Annotated in this window: 15 protein-coding genes and 1 pseudogene; 3 read left to right on the plus strand and 13 right to left on the minus strand. The window is 55.8% G+C overall.

Annotation, left to right across the window (positions count from 1 at the left end):
• The first annotated feature begins 225 nt into the window (after positions 1-225).
• Positions 226-480 (plus strand): type I restriction endonuclease subunit R, EcoR124 family, encoded by a 255-nt coding sequence (locus ACTX90_RS03565; RefSeq protein WP_229777393.1) that lies wholly within the window; start codon positions 226-228, stop codon positions 478-480.
• Positions 481-838: 358 nt separating this feature from the next.
• On the opposite strand, the pseudogene ACTX90_RS03570 reads toward ACTX90_RS03565, so the two are convergent.
• The 9 genes and pseudogenes from ACTX90_RS03570 to ACTX90_RS03610 form a co-directional block, all read right to left on the minus strand.
• Positions 839-2,247, minus strand: a pseudogene (locus ACTX90_RS03570) (L-serine ammonia-lyase).
• Between the two features lie 189 nt (positions 2,248-2,436).
• A complete protein-coding gene (locus ACTX90_RS03575) occupies positions 2,437-3,660 on the minus strand; it encodes an NAD/NADP-dependent octopine/nopaline dehydrogenase family protein (protein ID WP_082123794.1) in 1,224 nt (407 codons plus the stop codon).
• Positions 3,661-3,818: 158 nt separating this feature from the next.
• Positions 3,819-5,363, minus strand: a complete 1,545-nt coding sequence (locus tag ACTX90_RS03580) for an AbgT family transporter (protein ID WP_443443131.1) — start codon at positions 5,361-5,363, stop codon at positions 3,819-3,821.
• A 31-nt stretch (positions 5,364-5,394) separates the two neighbouring features.
• Complete coding sequence (locus ACTX90_RS03585; RefSeq protein WP_443443132.1) at positions 5,395-6,546, minus strand: NAD(P)/FAD-dependent oxidoreductase; 1,152 nt, start codon at positions 6,544-6,546, stop codon at positions 5,395-5,397.
• 13 nt (positions 6,547-6,559) lie between these two features.
• Complete coding sequence (locus ACTX90_RS03590) at positions 6,560-7,270, minus strand: GntR family transcriptional regulator (RefSeq protein WP_197413537.1); 711 nt, start codon at positions 7,268-7,270, stop codon at positions 6,560-6,562.
• Positions 7,271-7,609: 339 nt separating this feature from the next.
• Positions 7,610-9,550, minus strand: coding sequence for a heavy metal translocating P-type ATPase (locus tag ACTX90_RS03595; protein ID WP_047118369.1), 1,941 nt, complete (start codon positions 9,548-9,550; stop codon positions 7,610-7,612).
• A complete protein-coding gene (gene cmtR, locus ACTX90_RS03600; RefSeq protein WP_047118370.1) occupies positions 9,547-9,915 on the minus strand; it encodes a Cd(II)/Pb(II)-sensing metalloregulatory transcriptional regulator CmtR in 369 nt (122 codons plus the stop codon). The genes ACTX90_RS03595 and cmtR overlap by 4 nt, the downstream gene beginning before the upstream one ends.
• A 264-nt stretch (positions 9,916-10,179) precedes the next feature.
• Positions 10,180-11,154 (minus strand): cation diffusion facilitator family transporter, encoded by a 975-nt coding sequence (locus ACTX90_RS03605; RefSeq protein WP_047118371.1) that lies wholly within the window; start codon positions 11,152-11,154, stop codon positions 10,180-10,182.
• Between the two features lie 8 nt (positions 11,155-11,162).
• The gene (locus ACTX90_RS03610) at positions 11,163-11,639 is read right to left on the minus strand and encodes a transporter substrate-binding domain-containing protein (RefSeq protein ID WP_231735994.1); all 477 of its coding nucleotides are present in this window, start codon (positions 11,637-11,639) and stop codon (positions 11,163-11,165) included.
• A 281-nt stretch (positions 11,640-11,920) separates the two neighbouring features.
• On the opposite strand from ACTX90_RS03610, the gene ACTX90_RS03615 reads away from it, so the two are divergent.
• Entirely contained in the window at positions 11,921-12,133 is a 213-nt protein-coding gene (locus ACTX90_RS03615; RefSeq protein WP_152666781.1) for a DUF2188 domain-containing protein, read from the plus strand.
• A gap of 300 nt (positions 12,134-12,433) precedes the next feature.
• On the plus strand, positions 12,434-12,739 hold the full coding sequence (locus ACTX90_RS03620) for a hypothetical protein (protein WP_047118373.1): 306 nt from the start codon (positions 12,434-12,436) through the stop codon (positions 12,737-12,739).
• Between the two features lie 204 nt (positions 12,740-12,943).
• On the opposite strand, the gene ACTX90_RS03625 is transcribed toward ACTX90_RS03620, so the two are convergent.
• The 4 genes from ACTX90_RS03625 to ACTX90_RS03640 form a co-directional block, all read right to left on the minus strand.
• Complete coding sequence (locus ACTX90_RS03625) at positions 12,944-13,378, minus strand: hypothetical protein (protein WP_047118374.1); 435 nt, start codon at positions 13,376-13,378, stop codon at positions 12,944-12,946.
• Between the two features lie 1,576 nt (positions 13,379-14,954).
• Positions 14,955-15,143: a CsbD family protein gene (locus ACTX90_RS03630; protein WP_047118375.1), complete on the minus strand. Its 189-nt coding sequence runs from the start codon at positions 15,141-15,143 to the stop codon at positions 14,955-14,957.
• A gap of 118 nt (positions 15,144-15,261) precedes the next feature.
• A complete protein-coding gene (locus tag ACTX90_RS03635; RefSeq protein WP_060617041.1) occupies positions 15,262-15,840 on the minus strand; it encodes a DUF3618 domain-containing protein in 579 nt (192 codons plus the stop codon).
• Entirely contained in the window at positions 15,837-16,223 is a 387-nt protein-coding gene (locus tag ACTX90_RS03640; protein ID WP_060616989.1) for a phage holin family protein, read from the minus strand. The genes ACTX90_RS03635 and ACTX90_RS03640 overlap by 4 nt, the downstream gene beginning before the upstream one ends.
• Positions 16,224-16,272 lie beyond the last annotated feature (49 nt).

Genomic DNA, 16,272 nt, shown 5'->3' on the forward strand with positions numbered 1-16,272 from the left:
ACAAATTTCAGCGATGGCGCATAGCTGTTTCCTTACCGTTAATGCAGCATCGTTTCCAAGAGTGAGTATGTCTGCTGCCGGGGTATCGGAAAGGTTATGGATCGAGTCCACGAGCAGTACCACCGGTCAGCTTAAGCACCGCCAAGAACCGTAAATCTTGGTGCCGAGGAAGAAGAAATTTGCAACTATATAGCTTCTCGGGTCCAGGGTCCGGTGACTGCATACTTGGAAGCCCAGCGGGAGAAGGAACTGGGCGAGATCATCGCTGCGGAGAATTTGAAGCCGGAAGAAACAGCCCAGTTCATCGATGCTGCGTTCCGTGAGGGAAGCATTCGGGCCTCGGGAACAGCGATCACCAAGGTCTTGCCTCCGGTGTCTCGTTTTTCAAAGGAGAAGAACCATGGGGAGAAGAAACGGCGGGTGGTGCAGAAGCTTGGGGAGTTCTTTGAGAGGTTCTTTGGGTTGGTCTCGAAAAGATAGGGATGGCTGAGGTCGGACGGTGGCGCACTGACCGTCCCATAATCGGTCGTTTTAGGTTTATTGGAGCCAACGAACCAACGTGGTATTTGCCGCGTCGTTAGGCAATGTAGCATCCCGCGGTGCCTGCGAGATGCGTCAGCGCGAAAATGGGGATTCTCAGTTATACACAATACGAACTTAGCTCCGGACTCCGCTAGTCAGGAGGGGCGACGTAAGACATCGGACGTGGTGGGCACCTTCCGAAGTCCTGAGGAATCGCCCATATTCGGAGAGCCAAAACGTAGCACTGTGAGCAGCACGAATTTTTTGGGGACCGGTGTCGACCGGTGGCTCGCTGATGGCCGATCCTCGACTGCGGTTAGCACTCCACGACGTTGACGGCTAGGCCGCCCATGGCGGTTTCCTTGTACTTGTCGCTCATGTCCTTGCCGGTTTCGCGCATGGTGATGATGACTTCGTCCAGGCTCACGTGGTGTTCACCGTCGCCCATGAGCGCCATCTTCGCCGCGTTGACCGCCTTGGAAGCGGCAATGGCGTTGCGCTCGATGCATGGAATCTGCACCAGGCCGCCAATGGGATCGCAGGTGAGGCCAAGGTTGTGCTCCATGGCGATCTCCGCAGCGTTTTCCACCTGGGCGGGGGTGCCGCCGAGCACCTCGGCCAGGCCGCCGGCGGCCATGGAAGATGCCGAACCGACCTCACCCTGGCAGCCGACCTCGGCGCCTGAGATAGATGCCTGCTCTTTGTAGAGCACGCCGACGGCGCCGGCGGTGAGCAGGAAGCGGACAATCGCGTCGTGCTTTTCCTCTTCGTTCCAGTACTTGGCGCCCGGAGCGTAGTGGATGGCGTAGAAGAGCACCGCCGGGATGATGCCCGCGGCGCCGTTGGTTGGTGCGGTGACCACACGTCCGCCGGAGGCGTTCTCCTCGTTGACCGCCAGGGCAACCAGGTTGATCCATTCCTGCCAGTAGACGGGGTCGCGGTCCTTGTCCTCCTTTTCAGGCGCTCATGCCATTCGGGCGCGCGGCGGCGGACCTTCAGACCGCCGGGCAGCACGTCGCTGCGCTCCAAGGCTGAATCCTTGCAGGCTTCCATGACCTCGTAGATGTGGATCAGGCCGGAGCGGATCTCTTCGGTGCTGCGGTAGGCCTCTTCGTTGGCCATCATGATCTCAGCAATTGACTTGCCGGTGGCGGCGCAGTGTTCCAGTAACTTGGCCGCGGTGGTGAAGGGGTACGGCTGCTGCTTGACCTTCTCTTCGAGGTTCGCTTCGAGGCGTTCCTCGGCGCCTTCGCGCACAATGAAGCCGCCGCCCACGGAGAAGAAGGTCTCGTTGGCCAGCTCGTTGCCCTCGGCGTCCAGGGCGATGAACTTGACGCCATTGGTGTGGCGCGGCAGGACCGTCAGCGGGTGCTGAATCATGTCCTCGACCTTGTAGCCGATGTCCTTGCGGGCATCCAGCTGCTCAGCAAGGCGCAGGATGCCGGTGGCCGCCATGTCCGCCAGGCGGTCGTCGACCTGGGTGGGCAGCACGGTCTCAGGCTCATAGCCTTCCAAGCCGAGCATGATCGCGGTGAAGGTGCCGTGGCCCTTGCCCGTGGCCGCCAGCGAACCGTAGACGTCGACGCGGATGGACGCCAGGGCATCAAGCTGGTTTTCGCGCACTACGTGTGCGATGAACGCGTGCGCTGCACGCATTGGCCCTACGGTGTGGCTGGACGAAGGTCCGATGCCTACCGAAAAGAGATCGAATACGCTAACCGCCATGGCGGGTCACATCCTTAGAAACTTTGGGTATCCAGGTTTACTCAGACCGGATCAGCGGTGGGGGTGGCAGGCTTGCTTCTGCCGGGTGCCGAGCCGGGATTCAGCAGGCCAGCCAAAGCCCATGGCAACACCTGATCTCATAAGCAAACAACTGCTCCGTGTTGCACCCGGCACCCCAGTAAGCAATGATTAATCTTGAGAATTTCTCCAGTTGCGGAGTGCAGAAGAGTCCGTAACGAGCTCGCCAAGTCCTTGTTGATTCATCGCATCAAGGCCCAGATTTGTACGGGATCTTGAGTCAGAGGCATTGCTGCTTTGAGGACGAAGAAGCGAATTAGCTAGATGTAAGAGTGATGCGGCAACTGGCATCTGGACACCTGCGATCTCCCCTAGAGTCAATAGTGGTACAAGGCCAGTCTGCGAGTCTTCCACCAGGAAACGATGAGTTAGCGTCGTAGGTGCGATGACTCCTTCGTAAGCTGCGGTTCCCTGTATAGCCGTATGCAGATTCCCGGCAGGGGCACCCAGCGAACCCACTAAATAGTCAACTGTGGACGAAGCCTGTATTCCGAAAGCCTCGGCAGTTTCCAACCGCTCGCGGTCTAACTGCTCAATCACTGCGGCAACACTGGGCGTTGCACCATCTATATAGAATCTGAACTTTTCATCATTCTCGATGCGTGCCGCGTTGAATACCATTGGAACCACATGCAGTGAGAATCCGACGTTGTCGAACCCCGTTGACAGAATGCTATGAACCGCCGATAAATTAAGCTCGGGTACTTGATTCAAGATAGCGTCGATGGAATTTCCCGGAAGGCACGAGACAGAAACCTTCTTCTTCCGGCTGGAAATTGTTACTTTTCCGTCGTGCGCAGCACGGCAGCCAAACGGAGTGGTCGAAGTTTCAGCGACAAGAACGTCTGGGCCGCCGTTTAGCGCGATTTTTCGGGCAACTTCTAAGGCGCCGAGAGTTCCAGGTGAGAGCAGAAGAATATTCTGGGATGGTTCGAGTAATGGAGCGAGGCCTTGAGCGATGTGCCCGAGCGCATTGCCAACGGTGCAAATGATGATGAGTTCTGCGCCGATCACGGCCTCGGCCAGATCAGTAGTTGTTAGTTTGATAGTTCCAGTGCCTTGAATGGCTCCTTGCAACTCGATTTCGCCATGTTGCGAAACTGGAAGCAGCCAGCGTTGCACCTCGTCAGGTGCATTTCTATTCCAAAGTCGAATCGTGTGTCCAGACATTCCGAGAAAGCCTGCAACGGCATGACCCAGGTTGCCTGCTCCTATTACAGTGATCGTTGTCATGGTGCCTTCGTGGTTTGTGGCTGATTGGCCGAATGGGGACTTTTGTTCCATTGGGTGATGATCAACCGATGGTTTATGTGCACTTTTGGTATTTATCGCCATGATGCGCTGCCTGCTGTCCTCGGATACCTGAGGATGCCAGGCAGCGCATGCTGCGGCGCTCTGCGCGATCTAGCCGTTCAGTTGTCAGCTCTCAGGCCTGTGTCAATGGCTGGAAAGTCGGCGTATGGATGAAACTGATGACTGATCTCGCGCATTTGTTACCTGAGGGGTACGCCAGGGCCCAGGGGGAGACCGAGGGCATACCAGAGGCCATAGAAGGCGGTCCACCCGATGAGGATTGAAACGGAAACGGGCAGAGTGAAAGCCATGAGTGTACCGATGCCTGCATCACGCTTATATTTCTGTACATATCCAAGTGCGAGAACGAAATATGCACTCATCGGAGTGATGGCGTTAGTGACCGAGTCACCGATCATGAACGAGACCATGGCCGCTTCAGGCCGTATGCCGTAATACATCATCATCGGCACCAGAATCGGTGCGAATATCGCCCACATCGCTGATCCGCTAGTCACGATCATGTTGGTGAATGCAATCGCCAAAATGATGATCAGCAGCACCAGGAAATGCGGTGCCTGGAGGTCTTGGAGAAGTGCAGCACCGTTCACGGTGAGTACGGATCCCAGGCCAGTCCAGGTGAAGTAGGCCAAGAACTGTGAGACGGCGAAGAAGAGCACCAGTACAGGTGCCATGGCAGCCACTCCAGCGATCATAGCCCGTGGAATGTCACCGAAGCTTTTGTATTTTCCTGTCTTGAATCCGTAAACGGATCCGATAAGGGTGAACAGCAGCGAGACGAATACGCCGATCTCAGAGAAAACTACTGACTGGACGAGCTGTTGCCCTGGCTCAATAAATGGGGAATTTGGCACGAACAGTAGCAAGATGACTATAGCTACGAAAACAACAGCTGAAACTAGCGCGGTGATTAGGGCGCGTGTTTCATGCTTTTCGATGTGTATGGATTGTGGTCCATCGAGATCGAGAACGTCTCCGGGAACAATCCGAAAATCTTCTCGTTTGCTCAGAACAAGTTCAACAACGAGCGTGATGATCAGCGCGAGTACAAGCGAAGAGGAAGCAGAAAAGAAGTATGTTGCTGCCGGCGTAATTGATGCTTCCGGGGCGATCGTTTGGGCCGCTGCAGAGGCTAGCGAAGACCGTATCGCGTCGGAAGGCGTGATCAAGGGGCTTGCGTTGAATCCTGCGGATACTGAAACGTAGGACACCATGACGCCAAGCATGGGGTGCCTTCCAGCGGCACGAAATGCCAAGGCACCCAGCGGGATCATCACCAGATACGCAGCATCCCCCATAATGTGGGCGATCATTCCGCTAAAGGCGATGGCGAAGGTGACCCAGCGTTTGGGCAAGCGGACGATCGTGAGGCGCAGGAGCGCTTCCAGGATGCCGCTTTTCTCAGCAACGGAGACACCCAGGAGCACGACGAGCACGATCGCAAGAGGCGGGAAACCCGCAAAATTATCGAAGGCCGAGGTGACAGCGAAGTTTAGGCCGTCTAGAGAAAACAGGTTCTGAACCGTGACATGTTTGTCTGAGTTCGGTATTTCAACAGTGGTTCCTGCAAGTGCCCAACTTACCACTCCGAGGAGCAAGGCCATGACCCAGAAGAGCCAGAACGGATGCGGCAACATATTGCCCAACCGTTCTACGAAATTAATGAATTTGAGTAATGTTGCCATGGCTCGCCCATTGGTGCGAGTGTCCTGAACCTGGCTCATTTCCGGTCTCCTTTGAACGGATTGATTCTGGCTATTGCTCGCCTATGCGAGTCGGAATGTGGGCCTCGAAGGAGCGGCTGCCATCTTCAAAGCGGCCAATGCGGTAGGGGCTTAGCAAGTCCGATTCGGTGCCCTCTAGAATTTCGGCAGCAGCTAGTTTCCCTAACAATGGGCCGAGAGTTACTCCGCTGTGGCTCACGAGTGTGTAGACATTTGATCCAGCGTGTGCGGATCCCACGATCGGCATTCCATCAGCAGGAAGTGACCTTGCACTGAGCCGTAGCTCAAAACGTTCTGGTTTGATGCCGGTTAGGTCAATGAAGCGGTTCTGCAGTTCAACCCCAATGGGATCACCGGCGGTGGTGGCCGAAGCCGGATCTGCTTGAGGGTTAAGATCCAATGCCTGGACTACGACTTGTCCTGGAGCGCTTGGGCGAAGGTTGATTGTTGGTTCGTGAACTACTGCTCGAAGATTGAGTTGCGGTGCTAGTGCGTAACCTAGAACCCCGATCGTGGCGGACCCTTTTGCCACTTCATCGTGCATTGGAAGGTCGATACCGGCGGTCAAAGCTAGGCTTTTCGACCATCGCCCAGCAGCAAGAACAACTCGATCTGCATGGATAACTTGGCCATCCATAAGTTCAACTGAAACCGAAGTGAAATGATCGGCTATAGAACGGACAACTCCTGGAGTTACCTGAACGCCTGCCGTTTCAGCAGCAATGCGTAGGTTGTGCATGAGCTTTTTGGGGAGAACGTACCCTTCCTTGGGGAAGTAGGCGATTAGTGCCGCATTCTCTCTTGGAGTAATGCCGGAGAGTTCCTCAGCTTCATGCGCATTCACGAGACGGAAGGGATACTGATGCTGCTCGAGCTGCAAAAGTCGCTCTCGCAGACCTGATTCCTGTGCTGCATCGGCTATGAAAAGGCCACCGGACTCGGTATAAGAAGATTCCATGCCAAACTCACGATGCAGAACTCGGTGTTCTTCCATGCCGGCTACGTTGAGCTGGTGGTAATTAGGATCAAGCTTTCCGCTGGCGTTAGTCCAGGCATAGCTAGTTTCAGAAGTCCTGCCGAGAGTTTCCTGGCTGTCTATGAGTTCAACGCTGGCGCCTTTACGGGCGAGGTTCAAGGCAACGCTCAGGCCTAGGATCCCTGATCCAATAGTTATGATTCGCATGGTGATTTCCTTCTTATTTAGTGTTTGGTGCAGGAATTTCGACGAAGAAATCCGCCAGATCGGGTCGGATAAGAGAGGTCGTGGTCTCTAGAATTCGACCATCAGGTGCCTTCAGCTCGCGTCGTCGTTGGAGAGCTGGCGTACCTTCAGGCACTCCGAGTAATTCGGAGCGTTGGTCTGTGATGCTGACAGGTTCCAAATAGACCCTGATCGTGTCGACCGCGACGCCAAGTTCAGTCAGATGCTGAAGAATGATGAGGTTTTCCAAATCCGAATCCAAAAGCCGAGGGGACAGCGCGAAGTAGAGAACGTGCGTCTCGATAGCAACTGGAGTGTCATTGCTATCTAGCTTTCTTCTGACAAGCTCTATCACTGCATCTTTCGGCGAGGCCCCTGGTAGTTGAAGTGAGGCATCGGAAGCAATCGTGATCCGTGAAGATAAGATCTCGTGCCTGCCGGCTGTTCCATGCTTGGCGTCTTTAACAGAAGCAAACTGGAGAAGATTGATTTGCTGCCTTGTTTCAGAAACGAATGAACCAGAGCCTTTGCGGCGTTCGATCAGACCAGCATTCATCAGATCATTGAGCGCCTTTGAAGTAGTTGCCCTACTGACTCCGTACTGTTCCCTCAGTTCATGTTCGCTAGGCACACGAGCGCCTGGAGCTAACTCGCCCTCAATAATCTTCTGCTCTAAGTCTCGATAGATAGCCCGATGCATCGTCATGAAGATGACCGTACAGGTTAAAAGTTGTTATGGCAAGATGTATTCGTGGCTGGATTTCGTTGTGCTGAAGCGAGACACTCAGCAGTTCCGGCAGTCCTATGAAGGCAGATCTGAGGATGAATAGGGCTGGGGTGATGAATTCACAAACGATCGTTTTTGACCAGACAACCAAGAACCAGGAATCCCCGGCGTATGACTGTTAGTTTCAATTGGCGGTTTATCACCGTTAAAAATGGAGCATCGCACAGCACCACCCACTTTGGTTTTAGATGGTTGAAGGCGGGGCGCTAATTTCCCGGTGGAAATAGTGCCCCGCCTTCAACGGCAACGAAACCAGCGCTAATGCAGGACGTTGCCCGGCTGCTGGGTGAGCTGCTTGCGGTGGATACGGGCAGCACGAAGGCCGTTGGCAATCACGATGACTTCTGCGACCTCGTGAACCAGCACTACCGCGGCTAATCCAAGCACTCCGGTAATAGCCAAGGGCAGCAGGACAACGATGATCGCCATTGACAGGACGATGTTCTGATTCATGATCGCTCGGCCCCGTCGGGCATGGGACAAGGCTTGCGGGATCAGTCTCAAGTCATGGCCGGTGAAGGCTACGTCGGCTGATTCTATGGCGGCATCGGCACCGGTAGCGCCCATCGCAATCCCCACGGTAGCGCTAGCCAAGGCAGGGGCATCGTTTATCCCGTCACCGATCATCCCTGTAGGAACCTGCTGCACCGACGAAGCGATTTCACGGGCCTTGTCTTCAGGTCGCAGTTCGGCATGAACGGTGTCTATACCGGCGATTGAAGCCAGCGCGTGGGCAGTACGGGAGTTATCGCCGGTGAGCATCACCACGTCGATTCCCTGGTTATGCAGGTCTCGAATTGCCTCGGCCGCTTCAGGGCGTAGTTCATCGCGCACGCCGATCACGCCAATGACCTGCTCTGCACGGGTGACCATGACGCAGGTTTGCCCGGAGGCCTCCATGGATTCAACAGCGGAAGCAAGCGATCCTGGGGCAATCCATCGAGGACTGCCGACCCCGACCTGAACACCATCCAGGACGCCGGTAATGCCGTGTCCTGGCTCTTCGTTAACCGCCGCTGCCTCCGGGATCGCGGGTACTGCTGCGGTGATGGCCGTAGCTAGAGGGTGGGTGCTGTGCTGTTCCAGGGCGGCAGCAACGGCGAGCACCTCTTCGCGAGTCGCATCATCAACGGTCTCGACTTGCGTGACCACTGGCTGATTGCGTGTGAGTGTTCCAGTTTTATCTACCGCGATGCGGCGCAGGGAACCAAGCCGTTCGAAGGCTGCTCCGCTTTTGATGATGACACCGAACTTGCTGGCAGCTCCGATGGCGGAAACAACGGTGACAGGAACGGCGATGGCCATCGCGCAAGGCGAGGCTGCGACCAGCACGATCAGTGCGCGGGTGATCCAGGTTTCGGGATCGCCGAAGATCGCTCCAAGCACAGCAACCAGTACGGCCAGGACGATGACACCGGGAACCAGCGGGCGGGCAATGCGGTCAGCGAGCCGTGCCCGTTCGCCACGTTCCGACTGGGCTTGCTCGACCAGGCTCACCAACGTGGTCAGGGAGTTGTCCGTGCCGTTTGCCGTTGCAGTGACTACTAGCGCGCCGGATGAATTGATGGAACCAGCAGCAACCTGGTCGCCTACGGTTACTTCCACGGGAATTGATTCCCCCGTGATAGCGGAGGTGTCCAAGCTGCTTGATCCTTGGCTGACCACGCCATCGGTTGCCAAGCGTTCACCAGGCTTCACGCGCAGGGCATCGCCAATCTTGATCTCTGCTGCACTGACCACGACCGGTGCGTCGTCACGGATGACGGTGGCCGTTTCCGGGACGAGCTTCAACAAAGAGCGCAGGCCCGAGCGTGCCCTGTCCATGGCTTTGTCTTCCAGGGCTTCGGCAATGGAATACAGGAATGCCAGGGCTGCGGCTTCTTCGATATATCCGAGGATGACCGCACCGGTGGCGCTGATGGTCATCAGCAGCCCAATGCCGAGTTTCCGTTTCGTGAACAGGTTTCGCAGGGCGCCGGGCACAAAGGTAAAAGCGCCCAGCAGCAGGCCGATCCAAAACAGCACCAAGGCCACGATGGCGGCGCTTTCGCCGTGGGTGCTCCATTCAAGGACGAGCCCAGCGAGGAAGAAAACGCCTGAGGCTATGGGGACGAGCACGTGCCAATCCCGCCACCAGGGCAGTTCCTCTTCGAATTCTTCGGTGGGTTCCGGTGAATCGCAACCGCAGGCGGAACTCATGCTTGCTCCTCTTGTTCTCGATCGGCGCTGGTGGCGCAGTCAGGGCAGGAAGAGTCCAGGCAAGGTACTTGATCATCGACGGCCAACGTCACGTCAACCAGGGCGCTCAGGGCGGTGGTGAGGTGAGGATCGGTGATTTCGTACCGGGTTTTGCGGCCTTCCATTTTCGCCACGACAATTCCGCAGCCGCGCAGGCAGGTCAAATGGTTGGAAACGTTGGCGCGGCTCAGTCCTAGGGCCTGGGCAAGTTCCGCTGGGTATCCGGGTTCGTGCAGCAAGGACAGGAGGATGCGTGACCGGGTGGGGTCGGCCATGGCGCGGCCAAGCCGGTTCATCGCATCGATCCGTGATTCAATGTTCATCATACGATGTACTGTACAGCACTTGATGTACTAGTGGCACCGCCCAAAATCGATGGTTTTTGGGATGAAAAATAGCGTCATCCGAGCTGAGTGCTCGAATGGCGCGATGATGCTGTTATTGGATTCCCGAAACCTGGGCTCGATACTGCTGTGCCCGAAATGCTGCGTTAGCGATTTCGGGAAGCGGTGGGCGGGGTTGCTAGTACTTCGATCACTTTGGAAACAGTGATGCTTTAACAACACGCGACGGCAACAGCTCACGTCGTCTCAGTTATTGGCAGGGACCTTGTCCAGGTAGTCGGGTAGCTCATCCACGGGAATGACGACCACGTCGTACGCGGGCCAATCGATGTCCTTTAACTCATCGACAGTACTGGTGATCTGCTTGACATTGACTTCGCCCGTTCGAGGGACCACGAAGACTTCGATGTGCTGGACTTGTCCCAATTCGCGGGATCTAACGGCTGATTCTTTCACCCAATCCAGGTGTGTCATCTGGTCTTCTATCCGCGTGACCAATGGGTGCGGATCGGTGCCGTCCAGGCCGGTGGAGCGTCGGTCGAGAAGATCCGTGATAGCGGACCGGGTGTTGTCCCAGCCGTCTTTGAGGATTCCGCAGGAGATCAACAGCGCCGCTACGGCATCCAACCACCACAGTCCGATACCTATTCCTGCGACGCCTACTATTGATGCGGCGTTAGTCTGCCAATCGGCCTTGGCCATTTTTGAATCAGCGTAGAGCAGCTTGTTGTGCAAAGGTTTGGCGACCTTGATCTTGAGCCGGCCCAGAATGACCGCTGGAATAACAATCACCGCCATAACGATGATCATCGGCCATCCCTGCCAGATCGTATGGCCGAATAGATTCATGGTGCCAATGGTTGGATGTTCCATTTTCACCAGTGCAGAGATGGACTCGTAAGCCAACATGGCACCAACGACCAGCAATGCCACCCCGGCGACGAGGTGCCCGGCGCCCATTGACCGGTGGTAGCCGTAAGGGTGGCTGGCTTTGCGTGGTTTGCGTGTCCAGCTCAACGCGATGAGGAAAACGAGCTGTGGCAGCACCGAAAGCATGTCTTCCACCCAGGCTGTTCGCATGGCTTGGGAATTTCCGACAATCAAAGCGACGAGGGTGATCGTGCATGCGGCGTAGCCGATGCTGATCCATTCCAGTTTGGCGGCCCGGCGCATTTGCTGTTTCTGTTCGTTGGGCAGATGGGTTCCTGGCGAACTTTTCATGGCATCTCCTAGGTCTTGTCGAGATAGCTTTCCAGTTCGAAGAGGAATGCATTTTCACCGGGGGGCGTCAGCATGACGATCTTGATTTCCTTGCCGTCTCCATTCACGTGTGTTGTGTAGGGGCGGGTCATTCCGACTTTCTCGGACCAGGGAGTCTTTGAGCTGATTCCGCCAGCCACCAGATCCAGGCGCCCGGCTTCCAAATCGGTCACGAGTTGTTCCTCACCGGCAACGGTCCACTTCACGTCCGCGCCCAGGCTGTCAGCGAAGCCTCTGACCACCGTGACATCGTTACCCTGCGGTTGCCCGTCAGCGACCTTCACGAAATCCTCGTTGGGGGTGACACCAACGTTGATCGTTCCGGAACGCACTTCATTCAGCGTTCCTTGTGGATCTGTCGGGATGCCCTGGACGCAACCTGCTATCAACGGCACCGTGCCGAGGCCCAACAGAAGTCTTTGCAGTGTTCCTTCTTTGGCTGGCACGACGTGGTCTTCCCTTCGTTCATCGTCCGGCGTGGGGCCGAGACTGTGATCACCCCACTCTAGGTCGGGTATAGCTAGAGTTCATCCGAATTCATAAGATTGGGGGAAACCACCAGAACCCCCGCCCAGAACAACAGGACAGATCTTCTCTGAACATTTGCTGAAGCCGTTCCATTATTCCGGGGGTGGGTGGGATTCTGGAACGGTACGATGCCACCCACAGAGGAAGGCCGGCACGCCGCAACCTAAACCTCAGCGGCAACTCCCCGGAAGGCAAGGACATGAGCGCAAATCACTTTCAGATCCTGGCTAACAGCGAGGCCTGGGTGGTCACCCTCGGTGGGAAGCTTCTGGCAACCTGCCACTCGCGCGCCGGAGCCTATGAAGCCGCCCGGTTGAAAGCTGAGGAGCTGGGGTCTGGAGAGATTTTCGTCCACGATGCTGCTGGTGAACTCGAATTCCATGAAAATGTTCGTTCGGCCGTGACCGAATAAAGGGGTGGCTATTCCGTGCACAACACCAGGAATATTTACTTGGGAGGAATCTCTGAGGGAACAGTAAAGTGTTGTTCGGCTGAGTATCCGCACTTCAGAATAGACTTTTCCATAGACAGGGATTCTGAATTCCAGTAGATGTACGGCCGGAGTAGAAACGTACGTCATTGGTTTCTATAGTGTTGGGGTCTTACCGGCTTGTGGGAACGGTGCTGGGTAAATCCTTACAGTGGTGAGCTCACCCCGTTGCCGACGCGTAGGCTCAAAGAAGTTGATATCTAGTGAACAATCCTGGAACTTATGACGAATACTCCCCGTAAAGACATCCATCTCTCCCTGACCGGCGATCAATATGACGATCTGACCAGTGCCTTGGAAACTCAAAGGAACAGCTTTGAGCACTTAGCCGCTGAAGCGAGCAATGGTTTTGGGTATCTTGATACCGCGTATTGGACCCATCGAGTCACCGAAGTGCAGCAATTGATCGATACGGTGCATCGACTGGCATTGGGAGCAAACCCTCAGGGCGTGAAGCAGGAAGCACAGGGGAACGCAGCAAAGCACTTGCCCCCAGACTCGGGCACCGAGGTTGCTCCCGAGGACTAAGGGCACCAAACCTGGCCGAGAGCGTCGAGGCTACTCGACCAGCCATAGCGAAATCATGTTCGTGGTCTTCTGTGCAGAACTGCGGGAGGGGCGCCAGTGGCCGGAACTTCTAGAACGTTACGACTGGTGCCGCAGGCATGACCGATAACTGGCCTCGATGCCTGGAACTGGTACCCTCCGCAGATTAACGCTGGCCAGCAGGACCTAAGCGCTGAAACGGTGCGCGTAGCTCCTGCTCTCGTTGGCCGGCTGGAACGCCGGAACCGGGTGGGCCACCGAACTTGCATCCCAGTACTTAGCCCGGAATGTGACCAGCCCATGCTGCTCGGCACGAGCGAAGAGATCTTGAATGGGGGTGGAATCCTTCTCGACGTCCACACTCCGCAGGGCAGGGTTAGGGGTGGAGACGTAGAGGAACTTTAGTTCATCGAGCGTTGAGTCGAGCATGGCCACCAAGACCGGGCGGCCGTGCATGGAGACCAACCCCATGACGTCATTGAGAGGCTCTGTGGGAATCGACATCACGATTGGCATTCCCTGGACCCACCCGTGCTTAGTCAGGTGTTGGCGCCCCTCGCGGGAACCGAGCAGTTCACTCACGCGCTCGGCGGTTTTGGTGCGTACGATACGTCCTGGCATTGGTACTACCTCCACTGTGTTCTTGAGTCTTCCGAGTGATCCCCATCAACTTGGAACAAGTCACCACGCAAACCGGCTACCTTTCATCCTGCCTGTTTGCGGTGTTATTTGTATCCTAGAAGATTAGTAGTCCCAGCGATAGAGGTCCATTCAGGCTGAATTAAAGTCCATGTCAAGACGGAAATGCGCGCTGAATAGAGCTCTGGAATGGGCGTCTGCGAAGTCGATGAAACATTAAACTTCGACTTATATGTCCTAGTCAGGGGCTTTTTAGGAACGTTTAGGATCTGTGTGATTTGGATCAAGAGTGCACTGATCTTTTATGGAGCGAATCTTCTCAGGATTCATGCAGGTAAACGAGGTGTAACCCGTCGTAATCTAACCGTGATAAGGAAAAACGGACCCTCTCAGATCATTTCGATCGGTGTAGGGATCTAGGGGGATTTCGTGGATGGCGGCACTGTGGGACCAGTACGCTACTCGAAAAGGAATGATCCGGCTTTCAGGGTGCCTGGTGCAAAGTTCTTGAATCATCATCCCGGGGGTGGTTGGCTCCACGCGGGTGAAGATCGGGCTGGGAACAGTAATATGCCATAGCTGTAGGTTCTCTGTTTGATCATCACTGAGGACAAGGAGCACGGCTCGTCCGTGGACGGAGACTAAACCCATGATGTCTTCCACGCGTTCGGCAGCGTGTGCGAAAACTACCGGCATGCCTTCTATCCATCCATAGGATGAGAGATGTCTTCTTGCTTCGGGGCATCCCAGCAGTTCTTGGATGCGTTGGGTGGCAGGGGTTTATAGTTCAGGGGTATTCATTTATGCCTCCGCTGATGTCAGCTCGCCAAAAGGTGATCGTTCACGAAGTCCGCAGCGTGAAGTTGCGGAAGGGTTCCCCGTGTTTCGCTGGTGGGCGCTCGGTGATCATCGTGGAGTGTTTCTTTGAGGATACCGCCTAAGTTCACAAAATGAGATACCCATCTAAGCAGAGGCTGCGCGGGTTGCCTTAGAAGAAGTTCTCTGTCGGTTGTTCTTTGATTCGCCGGACGCGCATGGCCCTGACCGTGCCCCGGGCTCTTCGCAACTTGAGCTGCCGGTTCGCAGGCATGGACGAGTTTTGTTTCGGTGCAGATTTGGGACTTGGTGAGGGCGGGCCTGCGGCATGGAAGGCGTGCAGCTCCGGTGCATATTTCTCTCTGGCGCCAACATGCAGATTAACCGTCACCCCATTGGTGAGGCATCAGTCGGCGATTTCACGCGCTGTCAGACCAGCGGCATACATCATGTCCTATTCCTGGTGCTGTGAGACGTTCCAACCTGTCGTGGCACTCAGCTACGCTACTCTTTTTGGGCCTTTGAACCGGAACAGCGCAGGAGATACTCGATCTATCGTTTCGGCGTCATATTGAGTACCGCAAATGATCTTCTATGGGAAAGTGTGTGTTGACCGCAGTTCGGTCCTTCGCAGCTGAGAACCTATGGCTCAAAACAACAGTGTGGTTCAACCAAAAAAGTTGAACCACACTGTTGCCATCAATTTTTTCTTACCGCGATGTGGATTACGAACAGCCCAAACTTATTTCTGTCCGGTAATATCTTTCGCCGCGTCTTTAACGTGTTCGCCGGCCTGCTTCGCTTTGGCTTCAGCTTGATCTTTCACCCCATCGGCTTGCAAGGAGGCGTCGTTGGTAGCTTTGCCAGTTTCTTCCTTGGCCTTACCACTCATCTCCTGAGCCTTATTCTGAATTTTGTCGCCCAAACCCATGATGCACTCCTAGTTCGTTGACTTAACGGATAGTGGAAACTGTAGCTCCAGGTAGCGAATCTCGTTCGAGACTTAGTGTTGCCTGAAAGTCGCGAGGAGCCAAGATCCCAGAGTTCTTCTACGCTTGGCCCTTGTAATCCTGGACGCTGCTCTTGGCTTCTTGCTTCAGATGCTCGGATTCGCTCACGGCCTCCGCTTTCACCCGATCCACGGACTGCTGAGCGGTGTCCTTGAGGTCATCCACTACGGCCGACACCGGCTCTTTCATGTCTTCAGCCACCTGCTTGGCCGCATCGCTAAGCTCAGTCGTCAACGGCTCGGCCTTGTCCTTCAAGCGTTGAACCATCTCTTCCTCCTGGCGGCTTCCCGGAATAAGGGACGAGGCGAGCAGCCCTGCACCGAAAGCGATGAGCCCGGCGGCCAGGGGGTTGCCGCGGGTCTGCTCTGCGACCTTCTGCGGTGCTTCATGGACTGCGTCGCTGGCATCGTGCGCTGCTTGCTGGGTTCGTTCGCTCACGTCTTCACTCCGTCCCATGACTGTTTCCTTGACCCTGCTCACCGAATCCTTGATTCTGGCGGTTTGCCGGTGTGCGATGTGGCTGGGGCTGACCTTGTCGACAATCGCATCGACATCGTTGCGCAGCTCATCGCGGGTCTGCGCGATGTCTGCTCGAAGTTCATTTGAATCCTTGCTCATCGGGTTTCCTCTTTCGGATTGAAAGCTGACGGGATCTTCTTCACTGTTTGGGCGGTCTTCGGCATGCCCTTGACCGACTTGAGCTGCTTGCGCGCCACGACCGCGAGAATCGCGGCAATGACTGCCCAGATCACCGCGACGATCACCGCGGACCAGCCATGGCCAGTCCACTGGCCGATTCCTACCCATGCGGCTACGGAGAGGAAAAGCAGGACGAAATGCGCTGCGATCCCGGCTCCGGCGTACATCCCGGCCCCCTTGCCCGCATTGCTCGCGGACTCCTTCAGCTCTGTCTTGGCCAGCTCCACTTCCTGCCGGACCAGGACCGAAACGTTCTGCGTCAGGTCGCTGAAGAGGGTTCCCAGAGTGTTTGGTTCTTCCATCCGGGGGTTATGGGGGCGGGTATCGGGGTTCTCTGGATGAGGTTCGTAG

The organism is Glutamicibacter soli (assembly GCF_052322135.1).
GTDB classification, from domain to species: domain Bacteria; phylum Actinomycetota; class Actinomycetes; order Actinomycetales; family Micrococcaceae; genus Glutamicibacter; species Glutamicibacter soli.